The sequence below is a fragment of the Avibacterium endocarditidis genome, assembly GCF_965138825.1.
In the GTDB taxonomy this organism is placed as follows: Bacteria; Pseudomonadota; Gammaproteobacteria; order Enterobacterales; family Pasteurellaceae; genus Avibacterium; species Avibacterium endocarditidis.
The window spans coordinates 46,732-73,454 of record NZ_CBCSDH010000004.1 but is presented as its reverse complement, the minus strand read 5'-3'; the positions used below and the strand labels follow the sequence as shown (position 1 = coordinate 73,454).

The following is a 26,723-nucleotide window of genomic DNA, read 5'->3' as shown; positions in this document are numbered from 1 at the left end:
TAAAGTGCGGTGAGAAATACGCCGATTTTTATCGGCAATTTTTTACCCCAATGATAGCAGCGCGCAACATTATTGATATGGCAACCAAAAGGATAATAACAATGACAAAATTTCCTAAATCAAGCAAGTTAGAACACGTTTGTTACGATATTCGTGGGCCAGTGCATAAAGAAGCACTGCGTTTGGAAGAAGATGGACATAAAATCTTAAAATTAAATATCGGCAACCCCGCGCCTTTTGGTTTTGAAGCGCCAGATGAAATTTTGGTGGATATTTTGCGTAATCTGCCCTCGGCACAAGGCTATTGCGATTCCAAAGGTTTATATTCTGCGCGCAAAGCCATTGTGCAATATTACCAGTCAAAAGGGATTCACGGCTCGAATGTGAATGATGTGTATATCGGCAACGGTGTGTCTGAGCTAATAATGATGTCAATGCAAGCCTTGCTGAATAATGATGATGAAGTGTTGATCCCAATGCCAGATTATCCATTATGGACGGCAGCGGCCACTCTTGCAGGTGGAAAAGCGGTGCATTATTTATGCGATGAACAGGCAGATTGGTTTCCTGATTTAGAGGATATTAAAAGCAAAATCACTTCGCGCACCAAAGCCATTGTGATTATCAACCCGAATAACCCAACGGGCGCAGTGTATAGCAAAGATTTATTACAAGGCATTGTGGATATTGCTCGTGAACATAATTTAATTATTTTTGCCGATGAAATTTACGACAAAATTTTGTATGACGATGCGGTTCATCATCATATTGCTGCCCTTGCGCCGGATTTATTAACTATTACCTTTAATGGTCTGTCAAAATCTTATCGTGTGGCAGGTTTCCGTCAAGGCTGGATGATTTTAAACGGCCCGAAACATCAGGCAAAAGGTTATATTGAAGGCTTGGATATGCTGGCTTCAATGCGTTTATGTGCTAACCATCCAATGCAACACGCCATTCAAACCGCATTAGGCGGCTATCAAAGTATTAATGAATTTATTCTGCCAGGCGGGCGTTTATTAGAGCAACGCAATAAGGCTTATGAACTGATTAATCAAATCCCAGGGGTAAGTTGCGTTAAGCCAATGGGCGCGCTTTATATGTTCCCGAAAATTGATGTGAAAAAATTCAATATTTATGATGATGAAAAAATGGTGCTGGATTTATTACGTCAAGAGAAAGTGTTATTAGTCCACGGACGCGGTTTTAACTGGCATTCCCCAGATCACTTCCGCATTGTTACCTTGCCTTATGTGAATCAAATTGAAGATGCACTTTCTAAGTTAGGGCGTTTTTTAGCTAATTATCGTCAGTAATATATGAATTTTAACGCCAGTGAGTACTGGCGTTTTTTATGTTTTCGCTGTTTAAATTTTCCTTCCAATATTTTTAAATTTCTCTACAAAAGCAGCAATCCTTTTAAAGACAGCTTGTTTTTTCGTTCTATATTGCGGATTTAAAGGGCTAAGTTTTGGTAGCGCTTCATTTAGTGCTGTACCATTTTCACTTGCATAGCCACGTTTTAAAGAGGTTGAAATATAGCGTTTTGCAGCTTCTTCATTAAGTTTTTCATTCTTAATGAGTTCATTCGCTTCTTTTTCTTGTTCTAATTGGGCAAATTTATAAAAGGATTCTATAACTTCAACTCTATCAGGAATGCTATTAAGATCAGTTTGCTGAATAAAGTCAATAATTAAACTTTCTTTGGCTCGATGTCCTACACTGGAACGAATAATTCTGCGTGCTTCTTTAATTAAATCAGGTTTATTATCGGTTTTCTTATTTTCATTAAAAATTAATTCTAAAATATAATCTAAATTAATTTCTTGTGATTTTAATAGATCAACCTCGAAAACCACATCACTCCAATCAATATTTAATCTTTCTTGACTATTCCCATCAGTCTGTTGGCGCTTCCAATCACGAATATCATTATAAGTAGAAAGATAGTCTTGACGGATTTTCTCAGGCAGAACAATAGGATATGTTACATATTCACCATTTTCCTCATTAATTTGATTTCCAGAATTACTACTATCTGTGATTGCATTATATTCATCATAATTTCTTAGAATATTATCAATATGCAAATACTCACCAAATAATTTCGCAAAGGCTTTCTTATCTGATTCTTTTTCTATAGCAGTTGGAGCAGGAAATCTCGTTTGCAACTCTTTAACAATTTCTTTATATCCTCGAACTCGCTCACCCGCATCATTCACATAACCATTCATATAATCCTGATAACTACGTTCTAGCACCACATTTGCGGTATTAGTATTAGCATTGCCAAAAAGAGTAATGGCATCAATAGTGGCTTGTTCTAAATCACGGAAAGTCACAATATTGCCAAAGGTTTTAGTGCGGTTAAAAATGCGGTTGGTGCGTGAATAGGCTTGAATCAGCCCGTGATAACGCAGGTTTTTATCTACAAATAGGGTATTTAAGGTTGGCGCATCAAAACCCGTTAAAAACATGCTCACTACAATCAGCAGATCAATTTCTTGATTTTTGACCCGTTTGGCAAGGTCACGGTAATAGTTTTGAAATTCCTTGCTGTCTACACCGTAATTGGTTTGGAACATAGCATTATAGTCGCCAATAGCTGCCTGCAAAAATTCTTTGGCAGAGCTGTTCATCGCCGTGGGTTCAAAGTTTTCATCTTCAATATCGCCAATGGCATCTTGCGCTTCATTGGGCGCAAAAGAAAAGATGGTGGCAATTTTTAGCGGATTTTCTACCGCACTTTGTAACTGCTTAAAAATCTCATAATAATGTTTGGCGGCCTCCACACTGCTTACGGCAAACATCGCATTAAAGCCCTTGCCTGAGGCATTGAGGCGGTGGGTTTTTTGTTTAAAGTGTTTCAAGACATAACGAGCAATTTCTTTTAAGCGCTCAGGGTGCAGAAGGGCTTGTTTGTTTTCAAGAGCGGAGAGTTCTTTAAGATCTTGCTCTTGCTCCACAGCTCTAAATTTAGGGCGGACATCGTTATAATCCACTTTAAATTTCAGCACTTTCTCATCACGAATGGCATCGGTGATGACATAAGAATGCAATTTACTACCAAAAACGCTTTGCGTGCTTTCTGCACCTAAGGCATTTCCTTTTTTTACTAATACACCGTTGTCATATTCATCAGGAAAAATCGGCGTACCGGTGAAACCAAACTGGCAGAATTTTTTAAATTTCTTTTTAAGATTTTTCTGTGCTTCACCAAACTGTGAACGGTGACATTCATCAAAAATAAACACCACAGGCTGCCCGTAAATCGGCAAGTTGTCTTCTGATTTCATCAGATTGTTGAGCTTTTGAATGGTGGTCACGATGATTTTATTATCATCTTTTTCAATATTGCGTTTTAAGCCAGCGGTGCTGTCGGAACCATTGACGCTATCGGGCGAAAAACGCTGATATTCCTTCATGGTTTGATAGTCCAAATCTTTTCTATCCACCACAAAGAACACTTTGCTAATAAAATCTAATTCCGTGGCAAGGCGTGCGGCTTTAAAACTGGTGAGGGTTTTGCCCGAGCCTGTGGTGTGCCAAATAAAACCGCCGCTTTCGGGCTTGCTCCAGTTGTTGCCTAGATGCGTGCTGTGGATTTTCCACAAAATACGTTCGGTGGCAGCAATCTGATAAGGCCGCATAATCAAAAGCGTATTGCTAATATCAAAAACGGAATAATGCAACAGCACATTGAGCAGGGTATTTTTTTGGAAAAAAGTAGCGGTAAAATCTTTTAAATCTTTAATCAGTTCATTATCGGACTGTGCCCAATTCATCGTAAAATCAAAGCTGTTTTTATCGCGCTTGGTGGTGTTGGCAAAGTAGCGCGTATCGGTGCCGTTGGAAATAACGAAAATCTGCAAATATTTAAACAGGGAATTTTCTGTATTAAAGCTCTCTTTGCTGTAACGATGCACTTGATTGAACGCCTCGCGAATCGCCACCCCGCGTTTTTTTAGCTCAATTTGCACCAGTGGCAAGCCATTCACCAGCATCGTTACATCATAGCGGTTGGCGTGCGTGCCTGTTTGCTCAAACTGTTGGATCACCTGCAAGCGGTTGCGCTGAATGTTCTTTTTATCCACTAGATAAATGTTCTGGATTCGCCCATCATCAAACACGAAATCATAAATATAATCGTGGTGAATTTTTCGGGTTTTATCAATAAGGGTTTCAGCAGGTGGATCAAGATACTCCGCCACAAAACGCACCCATTCTTCATCACTGAAACGCACTTCATTAAGCCGTTGTAGTTGCTCGCGCACATTTGCCAAAAGTTTGTCATTGGTGGTGAGGTCTTGGCGAAATTCATAGCCTTGCTGCACGAGGTCGGCGATAAATTCACGCTCCAAATCCGCCTCGCTTTGGTAGTGGCTGGGCTGTTCGATTTTTTCGTATTCATCAAGGATAATGAATTTCGGGGTTTCGGCGATGGGGGTGGTTTCTGTTTGCATAATTTAACGTTTCCAGTATTGTTCAAAATGTTTTAAGGAATGATTTTTCTTAAAACATTCTTTCATTAATATTAAGATATCTTCTTTTGTTTTTCCATTTAACTCTGCTTCAAGATCGTCTATAGCATGTGAGTTCACATCAAATAGTTTTTTTGCTCCAGAGATATCTGAATAGAATTCAGTCAAGCTAAATCCGTTAAATTTAGTATAAGTCTCAATAATTCTTCTGATTGGGTTTAATATCATGGTTTCTTTAATATCATCGTTTAGAAATAACACCTCCAACTCCAACCAAAGAGATTCATAATTAGTTTTAAAATCATCTTGCTTACTTTCTATATGCTTAATTTGTACTTTTCTATCTAATTTTTCTAGCCTAATAAAGTTATTTTTAGAGTAACTTTCCCTTTTATTATCAAATCCATATTTTACATTTAAGTAAAAATGAGCGTTATGTGTTAGTATAATTAATTTATTTTCTCCATTGAGTTTTTGGGCTAACCTTTGTAAGGTCTCAATAATTACATACTGAAATGTATCGTCATTAGAGTTCATTGGGTCGTCAAAAATAATACATTTTTTGTTATCAGCTTCTGCTAATTTCTCAATAAAGTAAAGAAAAGCAAGGATATTTTTCTCTCCAGTAGAAAGTTCATCAACATTGCGTTCTTGATTAGTCAGTAGACATTTGATCTTATATTCATTGCCATCTTCTTGATGAACAAGTTCAAAAGAAGCATGTGAAGCCAGTTTTTTATTAACTTTCCTAACTAAAATTTTTTCATTGCGAGTGCTAGCTTGAAGAGCAGTAATTTTTTTCTTAAATACTTCAATATGTTCTTGTAGCTTTCTTATTTTATCCTTTTCTTTTTCAAAATCTTGTTTTACTTTATCAAAGTTTTTTTGTCTATTTTCAAACTCATTACATTCAACTTCATAATGAAAATCATCAAGATGCTCTTTTACTGCATGATAACGTAGTTTTTTTCTAGCTTCCTCTTGTTCCTCTTGTAGGTTATTATTATTATTTTTATTGACCAATTCATTATATTCTTGAATGCAATGATTAATATCATTAGGAATCGCTAAGGATAATTCATTGCTTGGAGAGAATAAACTATCCTTCTTTTTAGTCAATTCTAATATTAAGCTATCTATAAATCTCAGAGTATCTGTTTTGAGTTTATTAATTTTATTAGATACTATCTCTACCTTATTTGAGTGCAAGGAATAGAATTCATTTGTGTTTATTTTGATATTATCATATGCTGATTTTACTTGTTCTAAGTATTTTATTTTTCTTTGAATAGTATCTTGAATCTCTTTGAATTTGTTTACAGAAAAGTATGTATCAAGCTCTTGCCATATATCTTCTTGAACTATCCCATTACAAAAAGCACAGTGATCACCTGCTTTATGTATTTTTAATCCTTGCTCTGCAAAAATTTTTTTTGAATCAGTGTCCAGTCTATGTATGATTTTTGCTTCTTCTATTTTGCTTGACAAAATACTATTAACGTCTGACAAAATTTTTTCTAAATCACAACATGGTGCTTCAATTTTTTTTGCTTTTTTAAGTTCTGACCTAAGTAGTGCGTTAAGTTCTTGGATTTCATCGGTGGACAAGGACTTAGCATTTTGAATATCTAATTTAAAGCTATTAATATCGTAAGTTGTTGGAGCAATTCTTCTAATATCATCTTTAATCGTTTTGGCTGAGTTTCTGCAAAAATTATCAATTTTCCCCCGCTGTTCTTTTACTTTATTTTCTTTCTCATTGTATTGAGAGCATAGGTTTTCAGGCTGCTTTTCTGATTTAGTAATATTTTCATTAATCTCTTCAATCTGTTCTTCTATCTTTTTAATTTCAAGCTCATTTTCTTTAATTTCTTTATCAATATTGGCATTTTCTTCACCGAGAATAACGGTTTCTAGTCTCTTATTTTCACTAACAACCCCTTCAAATCCATCAAATATTCTTACATCGTACCCTGAGTCATGTTGTTCTTTGATTAGTGAAGCAATGGTTGATTTACCACATCCATTTTTCCCAAAGACAAAATTAATTTTTTTATCAAATTGGATCTCTTCATCTTCAAAAAATGCTTTTGAAGTTAAGTTTATTTTCATAATGACACCTGTATAATATTAATTATCAAATCCAAGCAACAAATCCCGATAATAGGCATACTGCTTCTGCCGTAGGGCGATTTCTTTGGGCAAACCCTCCGAAAGCGAATGCGCCAGCGTATGGAATTTATCTAAAATGCCCGCAATACGCTTTTGTTCCTCTATCGGGGGCAGGGGGATGGAAATTAAATTAATTGCTTTTAAACTTAATGTTTTTTGATTTCCTCCTCCGACATTTTTTTCAATAAATTCTTGGGCAGACTTAGAGGTCAAAAAATAATACATAAATTTAGAATTGATATGTGAGTGTATTACAACGGTATTTTGCCCCATACATACTGCATCATCGAGTGGAACAATACTAACATTACCATAAGACCCAACTCTTGACATAACTAAATCATATTTTTTAGGCGTGTATCTTTTAGTAAATTCCGCAAATACTTCTTCACTTACCTTAAAAGTCTCCTCAAGGTTTAAGAATCCTCCCTTAATATCTGTTACACGGCACATGCTTAAACCTTTATCGGCATAAACAGGCGTTTTATGTAAAGAATCTATTACGTCCGCCACCTCCCCCAGAACTATAAACAGCGTTATCAAAGTCTTCTATTGCCACTGCGGAAAATCCAATTTCATCAATTATCTCTGACGACGGAGTTATAAAAACATCTCCTGCTTTTATATCACAATCTTTAATTTTTTGCTCACTCGCTGTTACAACCATTGTAGGGGTTTCATTGGAAATATATTGATTATTGAAAACATCAACAAAGTTAAGAAGCCTTACTTCTCTCTCATTTTCTTTTTTCTTTTTATCTACGCCCACATTGGCTATTTCACACATCTCCCCGAGGGTTTTCCATTCTACGGGGGCGCCTTGTAGTAGTTTTTCTAAGTAGTTCATAGCTGTTTCTTCTTCGTCTTTTGGGTTAATGTGTTAATGGCTTTCAGGTAGTCTTCTTCTACGGAGCTAAGGGTTTTTGCCTTGTATTTACGCAGTTCGGCTTTGGCTTTTTCTTGCGCTTGGGCAGAAGAGATTTTGCCAGCATTTTCCAGCACTTTTCTGCCGGTGGAGGACAAAATTGTATCCAGTTCGCGCAAGAAATCTTCCATACGCATTTCGTGCTCTTCTAGGGTGTTGAGTTCGGCTAGGTCAAAGTAGGCGGCAACGAGGTTGTTGAGGATTCTGAGTTCTTTTTCTTCCAAGAAGTTTTTGGCGATCATGGCTTCTGCCTGTGTGGGCTGCGCACCTTTAAAGTGGGTTAGGCCGGCAAAAGGTTTGTCGCTGTCTACACGGTAGTAGATGACTTCGCTGGCGGTATGTCCATGAGCAGCGTAGTGCAGTTTGTTTTGTACTGTTTGGAAAAACTGCTTGCTGATGTCGCTTTGCGGGTCGTAATCGGTGGCAGTGGCATAGAGATCCAGCACTTGGCGATACATCACTTTTTCGCTAGAGCGGATGTCTTTGATGCGTGCTAAAAGTTCTTTCCAATAGCTACCACCACCGAGGTTTTTCAGCCGTTCATCGTCCATAGTAAAGCCTTTGATGAGATATTCTTTAAGCCGCGTGGTAGCCCATTGGCGGAAGCGAGTTCCCTGCAAGGATTTCACCCGATAGCCTACGGAGATGATGACATCAAGGTTGTAGTAATTCACTTCATAATTTTTGCCATCGGCGGCAGTTGTTCGGAATTTCCGAACAACTGAATCTTTTTCTAACTCATTCTCTGCAAAAATATTTTTAATATGTTCGCTAATGGTAGATTTAGCTTTGCCAAAAAGCTGTGCCATTTGGTCTAGGGTCAGCCAGACGGTTTCATCTTCTAGGGTTACTTTGATTTGTATACCGCCATCGGCCGCGGTGTATAAAATCATCTCGCTCATGCTTCTATCTCTTTGATGATTTGAGTAATCTCTCCACGTAGCTGGCTGATTTTGGCAACGGTGTCATCAATCTCAGCATTGAGCTGGTTGATGTCAATCACCTCGCGCGTGTCTTTCGCTTCCACATAGGTGCTAACGGAAAGGTTGTAATCATTTTGCGCGATGGTGCTGTTGTCTACCATGGCAGAGAGATGCGGTACATCTTCTTTTTTGTCAAAAAGTTCGATGATGTGGGCGATATGATCATCGGTCAGCGCATTGTTGTTGGTTTCTTTTTTGAAAAATTCCTCACCGCTGGCGTTGATAAACTGGGTTTTAGTATCAGGTTTGTGCTTGGAAAGTACCAAAATATTCACCGCGATGGAAGTGCCAAAAAATAGGTTGGGCGGCAGCGCAATAATGGTTTCTACAAAGTTATTGTCTACCAAATATTGGCGGATTTTTTGCTCAGCACCGCCGCGGTAAAAAATCCCTGGGAAGCAAACAATGGCGGCACGGCCTCTAGCTGAAAGATAGTACAAGGCGTGCAGCACAAAGGCAAAGTCAGCTTTGGATTTTGGCGCAAGCACGCCAGAGGGAGCAAAACGCTCGTCGTTAATCAAGGTGGGATCATCTGAACTAATCCAATTCACTGAATAGGGCGGATTGGAAACAATGGCATCAAAGGGTTTTTCATCGCCATATTTCGGGGCAAGAAGGGTATCACCCAACGAAATGTCAAATTTGTCGTAATTGATATTGTGCAGGAACATATTCATACGCGCCAAGTTGTAGGTGGTATGGTTGATTTCCCGCCCAAAAAATCCCTCTTGAATCAGGTGCTCGTCAAATTGCTTTTTAGCCTGTAAGAGCAAAGAACCCGAACCACAAGCAGGGTCATAAATTTTATTCACTTCTGTCTGTCCGTGCATCGCCAGCTGTGCAATGAGTTTAGAAACATTCTGCGGGGTGAAAAACTCACCGCCCGATTTGCCTGCATTGGCGGCGTAGTTGGAAATCAAAAATTCATAAGCATCGCCAAAGAGGTCAATATGATTATCCTCAAAATGGCCAAAATCCAAATCTGCCACGCCTTTAATCACGGCAGCAAGGCGTTTATTTTTATCTTCTACCGTGTTGCCCAGTCGGGAGCTGGTGACATCAAAATCAGCAAAAAGTCCTTTAATATCCCGCTCGGAATCGTACCCGTTAGCAGAGCTTTCAATGGCGTCAAAGATTTTTTTCAAATCCATATTTAGTTCAGAGTTGATGTGAGCATTTTTAGCGATATTGGTAAAAAGCTGTGAGGGATAGATGAAATAGCCTTTGGTTTTAATTGCATCATCTTTAATTTCTGGGGTGATGGCATCATCAGGAAAGCTGGCGTAATTTACATCAGGATCGCCACCTTCAATATAATGAGTAAAATTTTCGCTGATGAAACGGTAAAACAGTGTGCCTAAAACAAATTGTTTAAAATCCCAGCCATCTACGGCGCCACGGACTTCATTGGCGATTTGCCAGATTCTACGTTGTAATTCTGCACGTTGCTGAGTACTTGTCATTTGTGTTCTCCCAAGATTTGATGATATTTCTTCTAATTATGTTTTACTTACTGATTGTTTGTTAATAAATCTGTTACTCCCCAAAATCCGCCGGTAAATGATGCAACATTGCTTTCCAAATGCTGCTGCTGCGTTCGCGGTTTTCCGCTAGGCATTGAATGGCAAGTTCAACGTTGCCTTGTTCGCAGCTTTGGCGTAGGGCTTGGTAAAATTGCATAGTGAATTGGCGTGATTTGGCTTCAGAAAAGAATAACGATGCCACTTGGTGATAGAGATCTTTAAAGCTATTTAGAATTAAACCATAGACGGGTTTGTTAGCCACAAAGGTAAAAGAGCGGTATAAATTATAGTCAAATTCTGCGTAGGCTTGTGGGGTGTCGGCCAAGTGCGGTAGGTTTTCAAATAATTTTAATGAAGCGGCAGGATCGGTTTGAATGGCTTCTGGGATATAATGTTCCCCCATTCGAGTGCGCAAAGACACCACATTGGTGATGATCACAGGAATGGTGGATTTATCAAGCTGAATCAGCGTGCTGATAATGTTTGGCCCAGCGGTTTCCCATACGTTATTCACGCGGGTTGGTTTACCGTGTTGAATGCTTAACCAGCCATCACGGGCAAGGCGTTGCAACACTTCTCGCAATGTCGTTCTGGTTACCCCGATTTTTTCTGCTAATTCCCGTTCTGCTGGTAGATCAGAACCTGGTGGAAAATGGTTATTCCAAATGCTTTTTACAATATATTCCTCAGCTAATCCCGCTGGGCTTTGGGCTTTAAGAAGCGACTGATGATTATTCATACTTTTGCGCAATTATTTGTTGAAAAATTTGTGATATAGATAACAAAATAGAGATTTGTTATTATCCTTGAAAGGTGGATATATTACAATTAGCACAGTTATATTTTTTCGTTTTAAAGTAAAGGTCGTAATATGAACTATTCTCAAGCATTTCTGAAAAATTTTCTTGGTTCAAGTCCTGATTGGTACAAACTGGCAATAGTCGGATTTTTAGTTTTAAATCCGATTTTGTTTTTTTGTGTTAGCCCATTTATTGCGGGCTGGGTGTTGGTTGCGGAGTTTATTTTAACGCTTGCAATGGCGTTGAAATGTTATCCATTACAACCCGGCGGGCTGTTAGCCATTGAAGCGGTGATGATTGGAATGACTCACCCCGAACACGTTAAAGAAGAAATTATGGCAAATTTTGAAGTGATTTTGCTGTTAATGTTTATGGTGGCGGGCATTTATTTTATGAAACAGCTGCTCCTTTTCATTTTTACCAAGCTGTTACTCAACATTCGTTCTAAATTGGTGTTATCCCTTTCATTTAGCTTAAGTGCGGCATTTCTTTCCGCATTTTTAGATGCCTTAACCGTGGTGGCGGTGATTATTAGCGTGGGAATGGGATTTTACGGTGTGTATCATAAAGTGGCATCAGGCAAACAATTCGATGATTCTGATGATATTAATGATGACAAACACATTGGCAATAGCCGTGAAACCTTGGAAGAATTTCGTGCCTTTTTGCGTAGCTTAATGATGCACGCAGCCGTGGGGACGGCATTAGGCGGCGTGATGACAATGGTCGGTGAGCCGCAAAATCTGATCATTGCTGAACAAGCAAAATGGGGCTTTGGCGAATTCTTTTTCCGTATGACGCCAGTTACCGTGCCAATTTTAATTTGTGGCGCATTAACTTGCCTTGTGGTGGAAAAATTCCGCTTATTTGGTTATGGTGCGAAACTTCCGCGTAAAGTGTGGGGCGTACTGGCTAAATTTGACCGCAACCGCCAGCTCAAAATGAACAATCAAGAACGCGTAAAATTGGTGATCCAAGCCTTAGTCGGCGTATGGTTAGTGGTTGGCTTGGCGTTCCATTTGGCTGCAGTCGGGCTAATTGGGCTAAGTGTCATTATTTTATGTACATCAGCTTGCGGTATTACCAGTGAACACGCGCTCGGTAAAGCCTTTGAAGAATCCTTGCCATTCACTGCATTGTTGGTGGTATTCTTCTCAGTGGTGGCGGTGATTGTGGATCAACACCTGTTTGCACCTATTATTGATCTTGTGCTTTCTGCTTCCGAAGATGTGCAATTAATGCTGTTCTATGTTTTCAATGGGGTGTTATCCGCGATTTCTGATAACGTATTTGTGGCAACGGTTTATATTAACGAAGCAAAAGCTGCATTAGAACAACAGATTATTTCGCCACATCAATTTGAATTAATTGCTGTCGCCATCAACACAGGGACAAACTTGCCATCGGTGGCAACGCCAAATGGGCAAGCGGCATTTTTATTCTTGCTGACTTCTTCACTTGCGCCGTTAATTCGTTTGTCTTATGGAAGAATGGTTTATATGGCGCTACCTTATACAATTGTGTTATCTTTAGTAGGGTTATTTGCGGTAGAATTTTTATTGCCAGCAATGACACAACTTTTAGCACAAATTGGATTAATTACGCCAGTATAAGAAGGATTCCCAATGCTGAAATATTTCAAACAGTTATCACTCAATCGTGGTGGTTGGTTGCTTTTATTGATCTCAACAATTGCGTTAGAAAGCACCGCACTTTATTTTCAACACGGAATGGGGTTGGCCCCTTGCGTAATGTGTATTTACGAACGAGTCGCCTTGTTTGGCATTACATTTTCAGCATTAATTGGCTTGCTTTATCCACGCGCATTAATTTTGCGTTTATTGGCATTATTGGTGGGCTTGGGTAGCGCAGTGAAAGGCTTATTGCTCGCCATTAAACACGTTGATTATCAGCTCAATCCGGCACCTTGGAATCAATGTTCTTATATGGCTGAATTTCCACAAACCTTGCCATTAGATCGCTGGTTGCCTTATGTATTTAATCCAACGGGATCTTGTGCGGAGATTAGCTGGTCTTTCCTAGGCTTCTCAATGGCACAATGGATTGTGGTGATTTTTGCCTTTTACAGTCTACTGTTGGCGGTTTTATTAATTAGCCAATTTAAACGGGTAGAGCAAAATCGTAATATTTTTAGGTAATTGGATTATAACTGAGGATTTTATATAAACATTGAATGATTGTAGTAAATAAGGGGCTGTACTAGATAACTAGAGCAAACTTTCCTTAACGAATTGCTTTAAAGTTGAAATTTGAGATTTTATGTTACTATTGAAAACGCCATTCGTATTCCCTAAAATACAGTTCAAAATGCTCTTTGGAATGCAATTAAACTTGTATAAATGACGTTTTGCTTGGTTCCAAAAATTCTCAATTCTGTTTATATGGTTATGATTTTCAGCAAAATGTGTGCTGTGGTTGAGGCGAGGACAGCTAAATTGACTTACATCAAGTACATCATAGCTAAGGTAGGTATCCGTGTAAATAATGCTATCTCGCGGATTTGTAATAACGTCGCTGGTTGAGTATTTTAGGTACAATAACGGTATAAACCTTGCCATTTCTCTTGAGAAGTCCAAAAAATACCACGACTCTTTCTGCAGCACAGCCTTGTTTGCTTTTGCGAGCACCGCCGAAATAGCTTTTATCGACTTTGATCTGCCCCTCAAACATTTCCAAATGTAGATTGGTTTGATAGATGAGTAAGCGTGATTGATGAAAGTAATAATCGGCTACATTTTTGTTTACATTGACTAACTCACTTGCTGTTCTCGTTGTAACACTCGCAACAAACAGTTCAATGAGTTTGTTTATGCTGACTGGGCGACTTTTTCTCATTGACCCATTCTAACATAAATGGAATTTTAGTCGTTATCTAGTACAGTCCCTTATATTTTTTAGTTATGTCAGAAACTTATTCTTCATTACGTTTACTTAATATACAAATCCTTCGCCGGTTACGCCATTATTTGCAACTTGCGGAGCAATATTTTCAACGTACTTTCCCAATGCCGACAGTGAGTTATCAACTGCGTGGGGTGAAAGCAGGCGTGGCATATTTGCAGAAAAATGAAATCCGTTTTAACCGCACTTTATTGTTGGAAAATCCTGACTATTTTTTGCAACAAATTGTTCCACACGAATTAGCTCATTTAATTGTTTATCAAATGTTTGGGCGAGTTGCGTCGCACGGCAAAGAATGGAAAGCGGTGATGGAAAACATTTTCCAGCAACCTGCGGAAATTTACCACAATTTAGATGTTAAAAGTGTGCAGGGGAAAACCTTTACTTACCGCTGCGGTTGCCGCACTCACGATCTTAGCGTACGCCGCCACAACAAAGTACAAAAGAAAAGTGCGGTGTATTTTTGTAAAGAATGTAAACAAGCGTTGAACTATTTACCGTTAGTTAAAAACTATGCTAGAATTAAACAATTTTTATAACCTTTATTGGAGAATACTATGAAGAAATTATTAGCAGTCGTAATTGGTGCTTTAGCTGTTTCAGCAACAGCCAATGCAAATTGGTATGTACAAGGGGATTTAGGTTACTCAAAAACTAAATTTACTGGAGGTTTCAATGATCTTAATATGGGCAAAGTAGCTCCAAGTGTGGCTGTTGGATATAAAGTCAATGAACTACGTTTTGCATTAGATTACACTTATTATGGTAAGAAAAACTATTCTTATCATATTCAAGAAAATGCTACAGATTATGAAAAAGGCAATGGTTCAATTAAAGCTCAAGGTTTTGGTTTTTCTGCCCTTTATGATTTTAATTTAGATATTCCACTTAAGCCTTACATTGGTGCTCGTTTATCCTTAAATAAGGTAAAGCTTAATGACACTTCGGTAGAAGTTAACCCTAATGGGCATTTTACGGGTTCTGATAATGAGTCACACACTAAATTCGGTTATGGTGTATTAGCAGGAGCTTCTTATCAACTTACGGATAATTTAGCTTTAGATGCAGGTGTTCAATTGCAACGTTTAGCTTCTTTTGAAAATACCAAAGTAAACCAATATGGTGTAAAAGTAGGTCTTCGTTACGAATTCTAATCATCAACTTTTATAGATTTTCATTGTCAGTGCGGTGGTTTTCCACCGCATTTTTTTATGCTGAAATATTTTGCCTTTATTTGATGAACCTTTGCTAAATGTTTACAATACAGCAATTTTCTTAATCAACGGTAACATAATGAAACGGCATCAACTTCTGTTACAAGAAATGGGGCTTTTCCAATGGCAACTGGTGCGCCCTGAAAGTTTGCAAGGCGTAGTAAATATTCCTATTGATGAGCAGGTGCGGTTGGTGATCATTAGTGAAACCGAAAATCCCCCAACTGCATTATTACAAGATATTTTGCGTAGCTTAGATCTAAATCAAAATGAATATTTAGCGATTCATTTTGATTTTATCCCCCACTTGCACGTCAGCCACGAAGTGCATTATTGGCTCTTAAGTGAAAATTCAGAAAAAATCCACTGCACTTTACCTTATTGTCAAAAAGCATTGAGCCAATGGCGCTCGCCAGATTGGCAAACCTTTATGGCAAGCCCACAAGAAAAACGTAAATTATGGCAACAAATTCAAGGAATTAACCCATAATGGTAAAAATTTCCCCTATTCTATCTCAGGATTTTGATCGATTATTTGAGATCGAACAGCAGGCACATCTTGTGCCTTGGTCATTGGGAACATTAAAAAATAATCAAGGCGAGCGCTATTTCAATTTAAAATTGGAGAAAGAGCAACGTATTATCGGCTTTGCTATTTGCCAAAAAGTGCTTGATGAAGCGACCCTATTCAACCTTGCCATTGATCCAGCCTATCAAGGGCAAGGCTTAGGAAAGCAATTATTGCATTCGTTAATCGATGAATTGCGCGGGCAGGGCATTTTGACGTTATGGCTAGAAGTGCGTCAATCCAATGAAATTGCACAAAAACTTTATCTGCAATGCGGCTTTAACGAAGTGGATATTCGTAAAAATTATTATCCAACGTTAGACGGTGGACGAGAAAACGCCGTGGTTATGGCGTGTTATTTATAAGGAACAACAATGTTAGAACGTTATCGTGGGGAAATTATCCTTTTATTTGTGACTATTTCGGCCGCTATTGGCTGGTTCTTTTCAAAATATGCCATTGATGCTTTGCCCTCGGTAGGATTTATCGGTTTGCGGTTTTTTCTTGCCGCACTGGTTTTTCTGCCCTTTGCTTACGTTCATTTACGCCGTTTAAATCGCCAGCAAGTGATAAGTGCGGTGCTAATTGGTGGTGTTTTTGCGGTTTTTCTTGGTGTTTGGATTTTAGCCATCACCAATAATACCAATTTCGGTGAGGGTGCGTTTCTCACCAGTTTATCAATGTTGATCGCACCGTTGCTCGCTTGGATCGTGTTTAAACAAAAACCACAATCGAGCTTTTGGCTCTGTTTACCCATTGCGGTTTTAGGCTTGTACTTTCTTGCCTTAGGCAACAATGGCTTTGATCTTTCTTCCGATAATAGCCTGTATTTGCTCACTTCATTATTGGCCGCTAGCTATTTTGTGCTTAATCATCATTATGCACGCCACGTTCCCGTGTTGCCACTCACCACCATTCAGCTTGCTATGGTTGGGATTTTATGTGGTTTGTATTCAATGTTTATGGAAACTTGGCCTGCAAATATTCCTAATGAAACTTGGAGTTGGTTGGCTGCTAGCGTGTTGATCGCCACCAATTTCCGCTTTTTACTGCAAACGCTCGGGCAGAAATATTCCAGTGTCGGTAATGCCGCATTAATTATGCTGCTTGAGCCGGTATGGACGCTGTTTTTAAGTATGATAATTTTCCACGAGCCGCTCACTCCCCATAAGGCACTAGGCTGCGGCTTAATTTTTATTGCCTTAATTTTCTACCGCTTGCCGAAAGAAAAAGTAAAACAGTTTTTGCGTAGAAAAAAATGCTAAAAAATGACCGCACTTTCTGTACGGTGAGTTATATCCAGCGTCTAACCTGTTGGCAATATTGACGGTAGGTGTCGCCAAAAATTCGTAATAACGCTTGTTCCTCTTGCTTTATTTGGAACTGGTTCATAATGAGAACAAAGAAAATCAGCCCCAAAATTGCCAGCCCATTGCCTAGCCATAAAAACCAGCTGAGTAAAATCAACCATAAACTAAGATACATGGGGTTGCGGCTAAACGCATAAATGCCTGTTGTGATAAGCTGCGAAGTTTTTTCTACCGACAGCGGACTGATCGTGGTTTTAGCTTGATGAAATTGCCAAAGGCTACAAATAGCAATAAGGCCTGCGAGTAACACTATCGGCAAAATAAGAAGTCGTGAAAGGTGAAATAATCTAAAGGGCGGAAGCAAATACATTCCGCCCGCACAAGCAAGGAAAACGAGGGGAGGAGGAAGGATAATCTTCCCCATTAATAACTTACCTTATGCCCATAGCTTTCAAGGATTTGCTTGATATGCTCAAGGGATTCTTTTGTTGGTGGTTTAACATCTTCCAGTTCGTATTTTTCCCCCATCGCTTCCCATTTATGTGCGCCAAGGCGGTGGTAGGGGAGTAGCTCAACTTTTTCAATATTGTGCATATCTTGAATGAACTGCCCAAGCAAATGCACGTCTTCATCGCTGTCTGTCCAGCCCGGCACAACCACATAGCGAATCCATACAGGCTGGTTGCGTTTTTGTAAATATCGAGCAAATTCTAAGGTGCGTTTATTAGGCACACCAATCAAATTTTGGTGTACGCGATCATTGAGTTCTTTCAGATCGAGCAGCACTAAATCGGTAACATCAAGCAGTTCATCAATAATATGATCATAATGACGAACAAATCCGTTGGTGTCTAAACAGGTGTGAATACCTTCTTTTTTGCAAGCACGAAACCAATCGCGCACAAACTCTGCTTGTAACACGGCTTCACCGCCAGAGGCAGTAACGCCACCGCCAGAAGCATTCATAAAATGTCGATAAGTAACCACTTCTTTCATTAGATCTTCTACGGAAATTTCTTTTCCGCCGTGTAGATCCCAAGTATCACGGTTGTGGCAGTATTTGCAACGCATTAAGCAGCCTTGCAAAAACAGGATAAAACGGATTCCCGGGCCATCAACCGTGCCGCAAGATTCATAAGAATGGTAGCGAGCTAAAACAGACATAATGTTCCTTTGTTAGAGAGAATGTAAAATCGTTAATTTCTATTTAAGGCTTTCAAAAAAAGCATTAAATGGAAATCAATCTGCCTAAGCGTAAGGCAGATTGTGTGTATTATAGCGTAATCTTGGCGAAAAAACTTATTTTCCGCTCCATGCTTTGATGGCATCGTGGCGAATTTTGACACGGCTTTGATCATCACCTTTGTAATAATCTTTAGCTAAACCACCTTCCCAATCGCCATAGTTTGGATTTGGTAACATAATGAATTTTTTACCAAATTGCTTACTATTTTGTTGAACGAAAGCACGGCGTTCTGCGTTAGATTTTTTATAGGTAGCATCGCCAAAATCGTTAAGGTTATCGCCAACATAAAGGACGATGTCGTAACCCAGTTTTTCAATTTCAGCAAAGCGAGGGGATTTATTTGATTTGTCTTTTTTCAAATAAAGCACTTCTTCACTTGCCCCGATAAAGCCAAGGGTTTTTAGATCATCAAGGGTTGCGGTTTTTTCTGTGGCATCTTTACGATTAGAAACGTAGAACACTTTACCGTTGTGGGTATTAACATAATTATTAAATTCTACCGCCCCCGGCACTGCAGCAGTTTCACGCGCATTGACCCAGCGAGTCCAATCTTCGCCATTAAACCCTGTGCCTGTCTGCACTTGCCAGCCTGCATAAGCGCTGTTGTCCATCATTGTTTCATCAAGATCAACCACAACCGCTTTCTTTTTACCTTTAGCCGCTTTCGCTTGGTCGAATGCCACTTTTGCCAGATTAAAGGCTTGGTAAGTTAAGGCTTGGTATTCCCCTGATTGTTGCACCCAGTTTAAGCCTAATACCGCTTGCTCTTGTAATTGTTGTTCCGCATTTTGCTGGCTTGAAGTGCAAGCAGTGAGTGCAAAAAGGGAAGAAAGGGTGAGTACAGCTAGTTTGAATTTTGTGTTTTTCATCGCTTCTCCTGTAGAAAAGTAAGTTGTAGGAAAGTCATTAAAAAATTCGGTAAAAAACTACCGCACTTATTATAGCAGATAAAATTTCTAGAATAATAATATTCTAGTTAAACTCTCTATCACATTTAGCACTAGTAAATACATAAGAAGTGTATTCATTATCTTCTTCATTTTTATATATTACTGTTACTGGTATTGCAATAGATAAGGTGCTATTATCAATTACGGAAATCTTTATTTCTTCAATGTTAGGAACTATGGATTTAATTTTTTCTTTCTCCTTATTTTTTATATGTTCTATTCGTTCTTTAGCTCTACGTTTAATTGTTTCTTTGTTATTGTTACAAAAACTATTTAGTTTAGATTGATCATAAAAACTTGTGTTTATTAAGGTGTGTTTAATTGATTCTTGATGATTTATACTGTTTTTACTTATAAACAAAGGGAGGAATATTACGTTTATACACATCATTAAATAATAAAATGATTTTAGATATTCTTTTGTTGAAAAAGACTTTATTTCATAAAATAATGCCAGTATCATTAATGTGAGTGGTACGTAAAGAATTAATAAAAGTATTATATTTATTAATAGTATTAGTATAGTGCTTGATAGTGGAAAGAAGTTAATTGTATAGCCTGTAATACCTAAAATTTCTTCTGACGAAATATATGAGCAATAAGTTAAATACAAAGAAAACAATATGATTAATAAATATTTTAATATATAGTTTTCTTTTGTTTTGTTAAAGTATTTTCTAAAATTTTTACTATGTTCTAATATTACAAATATACAAATTGGAATATATATAGGTATGTATGTTGTCACTGTGATAGGAGTTGGAAGTTTAAAAAATGAGTAAAAAATGATGCAATAAGCTAGATAGATCAGGATAAATATTTTTATTTGATAAGAATATTTGGTAAGAATAAATGAAAGTTCCTTAGGAAGCTCTTTTGATGCTTTAAGCATTTCCTCAATTAGATGTATGGTGTATTCCAAAGTCTTTGCTAATGCATTTAATACCCTTATTAAAGGTTTTAAAGTAGTTTTTAAGAAATACACTAAGACAGTATATAATATATATGCAATAATGTATAAAATTAATAATGTTTTTCTCATTTTTTCTATACTATTAGGTAGTAATTTTTTATTTTTAGCATTTTCTAGAAAAATGTCAAAAAATAAAAAATCGGCTTTATATCATAAAGCCGATTTTAAAAACCAATACAAGAAATAAATTATTACATTGCTTGCGTGAAAGTACGCGTAATTACATCTTGTTGTTGCTCTTTAGTTAAAGAGTTGAAACGCACGGCGTAACCAGAAACACGAATGGTTAATTGTGGATATTTTTCTGGGTTTTCCATTGCATCTAACAACATTTCACGGTTCATTACGTTCACGTTTAAGTGTTGTCCGCCTTCAACAGTCGCTTCGTGGTGGAAGTAACCGTCCATTAAGCCTGCAAGGTTACGTTTTTGCGCTTCGTAATCTTTACCTAATGCGTTTGGTACGATTGAGAAGGTGTAAGAAATACCGTCTTTCGCGTAAGCAAATGGTAATTTCGCCACAGAAGTTAATGAAGCTACTGCACCTTTTTGATCGCGTCCGTGCATTGGGTTTGCACCCGGTCCGAATGGCGCACCAGCACGGCGACCATCTGGGGTGTTACCTGTTTTCTTACCATACACCACGTTAGATGTAATAGTAAGTACAGATTGTGTTGGGGTTGCGTTGCGATAAGTGTTGTGCGTTTGAATTTTCTTCATAAAGCGTTCAACTAAATCTACCGCTAAATCATCAACACGGCTGTCGTTGTTACCGAATTGTGGATATTCACCTTCGATTTCAAAGTCGATCGCCACGTTAGATGCCACTACGTTGCCATCTTTATCTTTGATGTCGCCACGAATTGGTTTCACTTTCGCATATTTGATCGCTGCTAATGAGTCAGCTGCTACAGAAAGCCCTGCGATACCGCAAGCCATTGTGCGGAATACATCACGATCGTGGAATGCCATTAATGCCGCTTCATAGGCATATTTATCGTGCATAAAGTGAATGATGTTCAATGCAGTAACGTATTGGGTAGCAAGCCAATCCATAAAGCTGTCCATACGTTCCATTACTGTATCGAAGTCTAACACTTCATCCGTAATTGGGGCAGTTTTAGGGCCTACTTGCATACCTGATTTTTCATCAATACCACCATTGATTGCGTATAACAAGGTTTTTGCAAGGTTCGCACGCGCACCGAAGAATTGCATTTGTTTACCCACAACCATCGGGCTTACACAACAAGCGATCGCATAGTCATCACTGTTGAAGTCTGGACGCATTAAGTCATCATTTTCGTATTGTACAGATGACGTATCAATAGATACTTTCGCACAATAACGTTTGAACGCTTCTGGTAACTGTTCAGACCAAAGAATGGTTAAGTTTGGCTCTGGTGAAGGCCCCATTGTGTAAAGGGTGTGTAAGATACGGAAGCTGTTTTTGGTAACTAATGTACGACCGTCTAAGCCCATACCTGCCAATGTTTCGGTTGCCCACATTGGGTCACCAGAGAATAATTGATCGTATTCTGGAGTACGCAAGAAACGCACCATACGCAATTTCATTACAAGGTGGTCGATTAATTCTTGTGCTTCTTGTTCTGTGATTTTGCCCGCTTTAAGATCGCGTTCAATGTAAATATCTAAGAAAGTAGAAACACGACCGAAAGACATTGCCGCACCATTTTGTGATTTCACCGCTGCAAGATAAGCGAAATACGTCCATTGCACCGCTTCTTGTGCGTTAGTTGCCGGGTTAGAAACATCAAAACCGTAAGAGGCTGCCATTTCTTTAATTTTACCCAATGCACGGTGTTGTTCAGCAATTTCTTCGCGTAATTGAATTGTCGCTTGAATATCTTCACCACGCTCTAATTTTTCTTGTAATGAATTAAATTGGTTGAATTTATCTTTCATTAAGAAATCAGCACCGTAAAGGGCTAAACGGCGATAATCCCCGATGATACGGCCACGGCCATAAGCATCTGGTAAACCAGTAATTACGCCTGATTTACGGCAACGTAAAATATCTGGGGTGTAAACATCAAATACCCCTTGGTTATGGGTTTTACGATATTCTGTAAAGATATGCTCAATTTCAGGTTTTAATTCGCGACGATAAACTTGGCATGAACCTTTCACCATTTTAATTCCGCCATAAGGCATAATGGCACGTTTTAATGGTGCATCAGTTTGTAAGCCCACGATTTTTTCCAAGTCTTTTTCAATGTAACCTGGTTTGTGAGAAGTAATGGTTGATGGCGTATCTGTATCAATGTCATAAGGTTCGTGAGTTTTGTTCTCAACCTTAATTTTTTCCATTACATCATTCCATAATTTCGTGGTCGCTTCCGTTGCACCAGCAAGGAATGATTCATCACCTTCATAAGGGGTGTAGTTTTTTTGAATAAAATCACGTACGTTTACTTCGGTTTGCCAGTCACCTGGAGTAAAACCTTCCCACGCTTTTTTTTGCGCTTCTGTTAGTTGAGTCATTACTATTTTCCTTTAACGTAAATAAAATTTTAACTATGTAAAAACGGCGAAAAAACAACCGCTCTTACGCCAAACTAATGTGAATGTGGTCTGTTAGTAAACCACTGCATTAATGCAATACATACCCCGCCACCAACAATATTACCAAGCGTAACAGGAATAAGATTTTTTATAACAAAATGATAAACATCTAAATCAGCAAATTGCGCTGCATTCAGCCCAAGAGATTGCCAAAATTCCGCAGAACTGCAATGGGCAGTGATGATCCCAAGGGGAATCATAAACATATTCGCCACACTATGCTCGAAGCCAGAAGAAACAAACAAACCAATCGGTAAAATCATAATCAATGCTTTGTCTGTTAAGGTTTTTCCTGCATAGCTCATCCACACCGCAATGCACACCATAATGTTACATAAAATGCCTAAGCTAAAGGCTTCAAACCAGCTATGATGAATCTTATGTTGGGCTGTTTTCAAAATCGTCAAGCCCCATTGTCCATTGGCTGCCATTGTTTGTCCTGCGAACCAAATTAAGCCTGCGATGATGATTGCCCCCACGAAATTGCCTGCATAAACGGCAACCCAGTTGCGTAACATTTGAATGGTATTGATGCGTTGCCCTGCGCGTGCCACCAACGTCATTGTTGATGAAGTGAATAATTCAGATCCACAGACAACCACCATAATCACGCCCACAGAGAACACTAAACCGCCAACCAGTTTAGCCAATCCCCAAGACACATTGGCTAGCCCTGTTTGCGTAGTGGTATAAAAGACGAAAGCAAGCGCAATAAATGCCCCTGCTGAAATTGCGGAAAGAAAAGAATAGAATTGATTTTTAGTGGCTTTATAAACCCCAATATCTTCAGCGAGCTGAGCCATTTCCGTTGGCGTTGCCATAAAACTCACGGCGTTTTCTTTTTTCATTCTACCCCCTAAAAGTTATGTGCTAATTCTAAGGGATATGTCCTGAACTTTAAACTAAAAAAGATTTTATTTTTTATAAAATTTGTTGTAAATCAATTTTTACAACATTGATTTAACATATCGCAACATTATAAAACTAAAATTTAACAAAATAATAACAAAAGTAATCCAGATTGCTATTTTTGAACTTTTCTGATAAAAATACCCGCACTTATCTATACTGTTTACAAGCAATAATATCCCTTTAAAACACAAGGATTTTCCAATGGCAGAAGAAACCATCTTCAGCAAAATTATTCGTAAAGAAATCCCAGCGAATATCGTTTATCAAGATGAATTAGTCACCGCATTTCGTGATATTTCACCACAAGCGGCAACCCATATTTTGATTATTCCGAATAAACTGATCCCAACCGTGAATGAAGTTACCGAACAAGATGAGGTGGCATTAGGGCGTTTATTTACCGTTGCAGCAAAATTGGCAGAGCAAGAAGGTATTGCACAAGATGGCTATCGCTTAATCGTAAACTGCAACAAACACGGTGGACAAGAAGTGTATCATTTACATATGCACTTACTTGGTGGTGAACCTTTAGGAAAAATGTTGGCAAAATAATGAAAAAACTGTTTTTTCTGTGCGGATTAAGCCTATTGCTTGCGGCTTGTAGTTCCACACCTTCGCAAAATATTGTGAGCGAAAATGAGCCTATCTTAAATGTAGAAGCCAATCTCGCGCCGTTGATTGAAACAACATTACGCCACAACAATGTTTGGCTGAAAAACAAAAGCCAGCAGCAGCTTGATGTGGCTTATTATTTCTTTTGGTATGACAAAAATGGCGTAACCCAAGGGGAAGAGCCGAATTTAAACGCGCCCTCTAGTTTGCTGCTGCAACCAAGCCAACAAACCAACTTAACGCCTGTTCCGCCAACGGAACAAAGCGCCAATTACCGTTTATATCTTCGTTTGAATAAATTGCAATAAGGATTTCAATGTCAGCGTTACTTATCGATCTTACTGGGCAAGAAGTTAGCCAAGAAGAATTAGAATTGCTTGCGCACCCCTTAGTCGCTGGCGTGATTTTATTTACCCGCAACTTTTATGATCGTGAGCAAATTCAACATCTTGTCGCCACCTTACGACAGAAAGTAAAGAAACCCTTATTGATTACCGTCGATCAAGAAGGCGGACGTGTACAACGTTTTCGTGAAGGCTTTACTCAACTGCCCGCAATGCAAAGTTTCGCTAGCCTAATCGCTGATCCGCAACAGCAACAAGCAATGGCATTGCAAGCAGGCTGGCAAATGGCGGCAGAAATGATCGCGCTGGATATTGACTTGAGTTTCGCGCCCGTGCTGGATTTAGGCCATCAATGCCGTGCTATTGGTGATCGCAGTTTTCACGATGAAGCCGCACAAACCCTTGATCTCGCACGTCAATTTATTATTGGAATGAAGCAAACAGGAATGGCCAGCACAGGCAAGCATTTCCCTGGCCACGGCCACGTTCTGGCAGATTCTCACCTTGAAACGCCGTATGATGAACGCCCCAAAGCGGATATTTTCACGCAAGATATTGTGCCGTTTCAGCGTTTAATCGCGGAAAATTATCTCGATGCGGTAATGCCCGCACACGTCATTTACACGCAATGCGATCCGCAACCAGCAAGCGGATCAAGCTATTGGTTACAACAGGTGTTACGCCAACAGCTCGGCTTTCAAGGGGCAATTTTCTCTGATGATTTAGGAATGAAAGGTGCGGGTTTTATGGGCGATTTTGTGGCGCGTTGTCAGCAATCCCTTAATGCGGGTTGTGATTTACTATTGCTTTGCAATGAGCGTGAGGGCGTGATCCAAGTGCTAGATCATTTCCAACCGCAAGAATCCCCTGAGCAATATGCCCTGCGCCAACAACGTTTGCAAGGTTTGTTTAAACGTAGCCAGTTAGATTGGAAAACTTTAGAAAAATCATCACGTTGGCAAGAAAATCAGCAAAAATTGACCGCACTTCAACAAACTTGGTTAGCGAGTGCCTAAATGTCAGCAATGCCAGTTTGTCCACACTTTATGGCGGGACAATGCCGTTCTTGCCAATGGATTGAAATGCCTTATGCAAAACAGCTTGATGAGAAAAAAGCGCATTTAGTTCAACAACTTAATGGGCTTGATCAATCACAGCTTGAATGGTTGCCACCTTATACTTCTGCGCAACAAGGTTTTCGTAACAAAGCCAAAATGGTGGTGAGCGGTTCGGTGGAACGTCCAATTTTAGGCATTTTGACCGATCCCAATGATCCACAAAGTGCGGTAGATTTATCCGAGTGTTTACTCTACCCTGCGCATTTCGCTGAGATTTTTGCCCAATTAAAAACCTTTATCGGGCGCGCGGGCTTAGTGCCTTATAATATCGCGAAACGCAAAGGTGAACTGAAATATATTTTGCTTACCGAAAGCCAAAGTAACGGCACATTAATGTTACGTTTTGTGTTGCGATCTACCGCCAAACTGGCGCTTATTCAACGAGAATTACCACAATTATTGGCGAACTTGCCACAAATAAAGGTGGTGAGCCTCAATATCCAACCGAAACACGCGGCGATTTTAGAAGGGGAAGAAGAAATTTTTCTCACGGAAAAAAAACAGCTCGCCGAAAATTTTAACCAAATCCCGTTATTTATTCGTCCGCAAGGCTTTTTCCAAACTAATCCAAAGGTGGCAGAAGGCTTATACGGCACAGCACAGCAATGGATTAAAGATCTTCCCATTAGCAAAATCTGGGATCTATTTTGCGGTGTAGGTGGCTTTGGCTTGCATTGTGCGGCGATCTTGCAACAAAAAGGCGTAAACGTGCAATTAACTGGCATTGAAATTTCCCCTTCTGCCATCGCTAGTGCCAGCTTGTCAGCAGAAAAATTGGGCTTAGCAGAGGTGAAGTTTCAATCCTTAGATGCAGCAAATTTCGCCTTAGCACAAAATGAAAAACCAGATTTGCTGATCGTCAATCCGCCACGCCGTGGTATTGGCAAAGAGTTGGCTCAATTTCTCAATAAATTACAACCGCACTTTATTTTATATTCCAGCTGCAATGCAGTTTCAATGGGCAAAGATTTGCAAGAATTAGCCAACTACCAAGCACAAAAAATCCAACTTTTTGATATGTTCCCTAATACGGCGCATTATGAGGTGCTGGTGTTGTTAGAACGCTCAGGGGGATGATGAGCGTT

At 39.1% G+C, this 26,723-nt stretch carries 25 protein-coding genes and 1 pseudogene; 12 read left to right on the top strand and 14 right to left on the bottom strand.

The features are described 5' to 3' along the window. Positions 1-101 precede the first annotated feature (101 nt). Entirely contained in the window at positions 102-1,316 is a 1,215-nt protein-coding gene (locus tag ACNAV8_RS03350; protein ID WP_103855498.1) for a pyridoxal phosphate-dependent aminotransferase, read from the top strand. A 51-nt stretch (positions 1,317-1,367) separates the two neighbouring features. On the opposite strand, the gene ACNAV8_RS03345 is transcribed toward ACNAV8_RS03350, so the two are convergent. From ACNAV8_RS03345 to fadR, 7 genes are all read right to left on the bottom strand, one after another. Then, a complete protein-coding gene (locus ACNAV8_RS03345; protein ID WP_415777210.1) occupies positions 1,368-4,463 on the bottom strand; it encodes a type I restriction endonuclease subunit R in 3,096 nt (1,031 codons plus the stop codon). A 3-nt stretch (positions 4,464-4,466) separates the two neighbouring features. After that, on the bottom strand, positions 4,467-6,593 hold the full coding sequence (locus ACNAV8_RS03340) for an AAA family ATPase (RefSeq protein WP_415777209.1): 2,127 nt from the start codon (positions 6,591-6,593) through the stop codon (positions 4,467-4,469). Positions 6,594-6,611: 18 nt separating this feature from the next. Then, on the bottom strand, positions 6,612-7,166 hold the full coding sequence (locus ACNAV8_RS03335) for a restriction endonuclease subunit S (RefSeq protein WP_245872587.1): 555 nt from the start codon (positions 7,164-7,166) through the stop codon (positions 6,612-6,614). Continuing rightward, the gene (locus ACNAV8_RS03330; protein WP_103853382.1) at positions 7,138-7,500 is read right to left on the bottom strand and encodes a restriction endonuclease subunit S domain-containing protein; all 363 of its coding nucleotides are present in this window, start codon (positions 7,498-7,500) and stop codon (positions 7,138-7,140) included. Before ACNAV8_RS03330 ends, ACNAV8_RS03335 begins: the two co-directional genes overlap by 29 nt. Then, the gene (rhuM, locus tag ACNAV8_RS03325; RefSeq protein ID WP_103853381.1) at positions 7,497-8,480 is read right to left on the bottom strand and encodes a RhuM family protein; all 984 of its coding nucleotides are present in this window, start codon (positions 8,478-8,480) and stop codon (positions 7,497-7,499) included. The genes ACNAV8_RS03330 and rhuM overlap by 4 nt, the downstream gene beginning before the upstream one ends. Further along, on the bottom strand, positions 8,477-10,024 hold the full coding sequence (locus ACNAV8_RS03320) for a type I restriction-modification system subunit M (protein ID WP_415777208.1): 1,548 nt from the start codon (positions 10,022-10,024) through the stop codon (positions 8,477-8,479). Before ACNAV8_RS03320 ends, rhuM begins: the two co-directional genes overlap by 4 nt. 73 nt (positions 10,025-10,097) lie before the next feature. Then, positions 10,098-10,823, bottom strand: coding sequence for a fatty acid metabolism transcriptional regulator FadR (gene fadR, locus ACNAV8_RS03315; protein WP_103855494.1), 726 nt, complete (start codon positions 10,821-10,823; stop codon positions 10,098-10,100). Between the two features lie 132 nt (positions 10,824-10,955). On the opposite strand from fadR, the gene nhaB reads away from it, so the two are divergent. Beyond that, entirely contained in the window at positions 10,956-12,497 is a 1,542-nt protein-coding gene (gene nhaB, locus ACNAV8_RS03310; protein ID WP_103855493.1) for a Na(+)/H(+) antiporter NhaB, read from the top strand. A gap of 12 nt (positions 12,498-12,509) precedes the next feature. After that, positions 12,510-13,043 (top strand): disulfide bond formation protein DsbB, encoded by a 534-nt coding sequence (gene dsbB, locus ACNAV8_RS03305; protein ID WP_103855492.1) that lies wholly within the window; start codon positions 12,510-12,512, stop codon positions 13,041-13,043. A gap of 69 nt (positions 13,044-13,112) precedes the next feature. Here dsbB and ACNAV8_RS03300 read toward each other — a convergent pair. Beyond that, positions 13,113-13,740, bottom strand: a pseudogene (locus ACNAV8_RS03300) (IS1595 family transposase). 65 nt (positions 13,741-13,805) lie between these two features. Here ACNAV8_RS03300 and ACNAV8_RS03295 point away from each other — a divergent pair. The 5 genes from ACNAV8_RS03295 (at position 13,806) to ACNAV8_RS03275 (ending at position 16,853) form a co-directional block, all read left to right on the top strand. Beyond that, complete coding sequence (locus ACNAV8_RS03295; RefSeq protein WP_415777207.1) at positions 13,806-14,345, top strand: SprT family zinc-dependent metalloprotease; 540 nt, start codon at positions 13,806-13,808, stop codon at positions 14,343-14,345. 18 nt (positions 14,346-14,363) lie between these two features. After that, a complete protein-coding gene (locus tag ACNAV8_RS03290) occupies positions 14,364-14,960 on the top strand; it encodes an opacity family porin (protein WP_103855117.1) in 597 nt (198 codons plus the stop codon). Positions 14,961-15,099: 139 nt separating this feature from the next. Next, positions 15,100-15,510 carry a DNA polymerase III subunit psi gene (locus ACNAV8_RS03285; protein ID WP_103855116.1) on the top strand — a complete coding sequence of 137 codons (411 nt, stop codon included), beginning with the start codon at positions 15,100-15,102 and terminating at the stop codon, positions 15,508-15,510. Continuing rightward, positions 15,510-15,953, top strand: coding sequence for a ribosomal protein S18-alanine N-acetyltransferase (gene rimI / locus ACNAV8_RS03280; protein ID WP_103855115.1), 444 nt, complete (start codon positions 15,510-15,512; stop codon positions 15,951-15,953). The genes ACNAV8_RS03285 and rimI overlap by 1 nt, the downstream gene beginning before the upstream one ends. A 9-nt stretch (positions 15,954-15,962) precedes the next feature. Then, positions 15,963-16,853 (top strand): DMT family transporter, encoded by an 891-nt coding sequence (locus ACNAV8_RS03275; RefSeq protein ID WP_103855114.1) that lies wholly within the window; start codon positions 15,963-15,965, stop codon positions 16,851-16,853. A gap of 28 nt (positions 16,854-16,881) precedes the next feature. On the opposite strand, the gene ACNAV8_RS03270 is transcribed toward ACNAV8_RS03275, so the two are convergent. The 6 genes from ACNAV8_RS03270 to focA all read right to left on the bottom strand — a co-directional run bounded on the left by ACNAV8_RS03270 (position 16,882) and on the right by focA (position 23,500). Further along, positions 16,882-17,322 carry a methyltransferase family protein gene (locus ACNAV8_RS03270; protein ID WP_103855113.1) on the bottom strand — a complete coding sequence of 147 codons (441 nt, stop codon included), beginning with the start codon at positions 17,320-17,322 and terminating at the stop codon, positions 16,882-16,884. Beyond that, the gene (gene pflA / locus ACNAV8_RS03265) at positions 17,322-18,062 is read right to left on the bottom strand and encodes a pyruvate formate lyase 1-activating protein (RefSeq protein WP_103853371.1); all 741 of its coding nucleotides are present in this window, start codon (positions 18,060-18,062) and stop codon (positions 17,322-17,324) included. Before pflA ends, ACNAV8_RS03270 begins: the two co-directional genes overlap by 1 nt. Positions 18,063-18,197: 135 nt before the next feature. Continuing rightward, positions 18,198-19,013, bottom strand: coding sequence for a 5'-nucleotidase, lipoprotein e(P4) family (locus tag ACNAV8_RS03260; protein WP_415777206.1), 816 nt, complete (start codon positions 19,011-19,013; stop codon positions 18,198-18,200). 103 nt (positions 19,014-19,116) lie between these two features. Further along, positions 19,117-20,136, bottom strand: a complete 1,020-nt coding sequence (locus ACNAV8_RS03255) for a hypothetical protein (protein ID WP_415777205.1) — start codon at positions 20,134-20,136, stop codon at positions 19,117-19,119. Positions 20,137-20,258: 122 nt separating this feature from the next. After that, the gene (gene pflB, locus ACNAV8_RS03250; RefSeq protein WP_415777204.1) at positions 20,259-22,571 is read right to left on the bottom strand and encodes a formate C-acetyltransferase; all 2,313 of its coding nucleotides are present in this window, start codon (positions 22,569-22,571) and stop codon (positions 20,259-20,261) included. A gap of 74 nt (positions 22,572-22,645) precedes the next feature. Then, positions 22,646-23,500 carry a formate transporter FocA gene (gene focA, locus ACNAV8_RS03245; RefSeq protein WP_415777203.1) on the bottom strand — a complete coding sequence of 285 codons (855 nt, stop codon included), beginning with the start codon at positions 23,498-23,500 and terminating at the stop codon, positions 22,646-22,648. 265 nt (positions 23,501-23,765) lie between these two features. On the opposite strand from focA, the gene hinT reads away from it, so the two are divergent. The 4 genes from hinT to rlmC are packed head-to-tail and all read left to right on the top strand — an operon-like array spanning position 23,766 to position 26,715. Continuing rightward, entirely contained in the window at positions 23,766-24,116 is a 351-nt protein-coding gene (hinT, locus tag ACNAV8_RS03240) for a purine nucleoside phosphoramidase (protein ID WP_103854702.1), read from the top strand. Further along, positions 24,116-24,484: a YcfL family protein gene (locus ACNAV8_RS03235; protein WP_103854701.1), complete on the top strand. Its 369-nt coding sequence runs from the start codon at positions 24,116-24,118 to the stop codon at positions 24,482-24,484. Before hinT ends, ACNAV8_RS03235 begins: the two co-directional genes overlap by 1 nt. 8 nt (positions 24,485-24,492) lie before the next feature. After that, positions 24,493-25,536, top strand: a complete 1,044-nt coding sequence (gene nagZ, locus ACNAV8_RS03230; RefSeq protein WP_103854700.1) for a beta-N-acetylhexosaminidase — start codon at positions 24,493-24,495, stop codon at positions 25,534-25,536. A 9-nt stretch (positions 25,537-25,545) separates the two neighbouring features. Next, positions 25,546-26,715 carry a 23S rRNA (uracil(747)-C(5))-methyltransferase RlmC gene (gene rlmC, locus ACNAV8_RS03225; protein WP_415777231.1) on the top strand — a complete coding sequence of 390 codons (1,170 nt, stop codon included), beginning with the start codon at positions 25,546-25,548 and terminating at the stop codon, positions 26,713-26,715. The last annotated feature ends 8 nt before the right edge of the window (positions 26,716-26,723 follow it).

What these genes read in the sequence shown, in the direction of transcription:
- ACNAV8_RS03350 (WP_103855498.1), top strand. Translation starts at nt 102, where the DNA reads ATGACAAAATTTCCTAAATCAAGCAAGTTAGAACACGTTTGTTACGAT.
- ACNAV8_RS03345 (WP_415777210.1), bottom strand. Translation starts at nt 4,463, where the DNA reads ATGCAAACAGAAACCACCCCCATCGCCGAAACCCCGAAATTCATTATC.
- ACNAV8_RS03340 (WP_415777209.1), bottom strand. Translation starts at nt 6,593, where the DNA reads ATGAAAATAAACTTAACTTCAAAAGCATTTTTTGAAGATGAAGAGATC.
- ACNAV8_RS03330 (WP_103853382.1), bottom strand. Translation starts at nt 7,500, where the DNA reads ATGAACTACTTAGAAAAACTACTACAAGGCGCCCCCGTAGAATGGAAA.
- rhuM (WP_103853381.1), bottom strand. Translation starts at nt 8,480, where the DNA reads ATGAGCGAGATGATTTTATACACCGCGGCCGATGGCGGTATACAAATC.
- ACNAV8_RS03320 (WP_415777208.1), bottom strand. Translation starts at nt 10,024, where the DNA reads ATGACAAGTACTCAGCAACGTGCAGAATTACAACGTAGAATCTGGCAA.
- fadR (WP_103855494.1), bottom strand. Translation starts at nt 10,823, where the DNA reads ATGAATAATCATCAGTCGCTTCTTAAAGCCCAAAGCCCAGCGGGATTA.
- nhaB (WP_103855493.1), top strand. Translation starts at nt 10,956, where the DNA reads ATGAACTATTCTCAAGCATTTCTGAAAAATTTTCTTGGTTCAAGTCCT.
- dsbB (WP_103855492.1), top strand. Translation starts at nt 12,510, where the DNA reads ATGCTGAAATATTTCAAACAGTTATCACTCAATCGTGGTGGTTGGTTG.
- ACNAV8_RS03295 (WP_415777207.1), top strand. Translation starts at nt 13,806, where the DNA reads ATGTCAGAAACTTATTCTTCATTACGTTTACTTAATATACAAATCCTT.
- ACNAV8_RS03290 (WP_103855117.1), top strand. Translation starts at nt 14,364, where the DNA reads ATGAAGAAATTATTAGCAGTCGTAATTGGTGCTTTAGCTGTTTCAGCA.
- ACNAV8_RS03285 (WP_103855116.1), top strand. Translation starts at nt 15,100, where the DNA reads ATGAAACGGCATCAACTTCTGTTACAAGAAATGGGGCTTTTCCAATGG.
- rimI (WP_103855115.1), top strand. Translation starts at nt 15,510, where the DNA reads ATGGTAAAAATTTCCCCTATTCTATCTCAGGATTTTGATCGATTATTT.
- ACNAV8_RS03275 (WP_103855114.1), top strand. Translation starts at nt 15,963, where the DNA reads ATGTTAGAACGTTATCGTGGGGAAATTATCCTTTTATTTGTGACTATT.
- ACNAV8_RS03270 (WP_103855113.1), bottom strand. Translation starts at nt 17,322, where the DNA reads ATGGGGAAGATTATCCTTCCTCCTCCCCTCGTTTTCCTTGCTTGTGCG.
- pflA (WP_103853371.1), bottom strand. Translation starts at nt 18,062, where the DNA reads ATGTCTGTTTTAGCTCGCTACCATTCTTATGAATCTTGCGGCACGGTT.
- ACNAV8_RS03260 (WP_415777206.1), bottom strand. Translation starts at nt 19,013, where the DNA reads ATGAAAAACACAAAATTCAAACTAGCTGTACTCACCCTTTCTTCCCTT.
- ACNAV8_RS03255 (WP_415777205.1), bottom strand. Translation starts at nt 20,136, where the DNA reads ATGAGAAAAACATTATTAATTTTATACATTATTGCATATATATTATAT.
- pflB (WP_415777204.1), bottom strand. Translation starts at nt 22,571, where the DNA reads ATGACTCAACTAACAGAAGCGCAAAAAAAAGCGTGGGAAGGTTTTACT.
- focA (WP_415777203.1), bottom strand. Translation starts at nt 23,500, where the DNA reads ATGAAAAAAGAAAACGCCGTGAGTTTTATGGCAACGCCAACGGAAATG.
- hinT (WP_103854702.1), top strand. Translation starts at nt 23,766, where the DNA reads ATGGCAGAAGAAACCATCTTCAGCAAAATTATTCGTAAAGAAATCCCA.
- ACNAV8_RS03235 (WP_103854701.1), top strand. Translation starts at nt 24,116, where the DNA reads ATGAAAAAACTGTTTTTTCTGTGCGGATTAAGCCTATTGCTTGCGGCT.
- nagZ (WP_103854700.1), top strand. Translation starts at nt 24,493, where the DNA reads ATGTCAGCGTTACTTATCGATCTTACTGGGCAAGAAGTTAGCCAAGAA.
- rlmC (WP_415777231.1), top strand. Translation starts at nt 25,546, where the DNA reads ATGCCAGTTTGTCCACACTTTATGGCGGGACAATGCCGTTCTTGCCAA.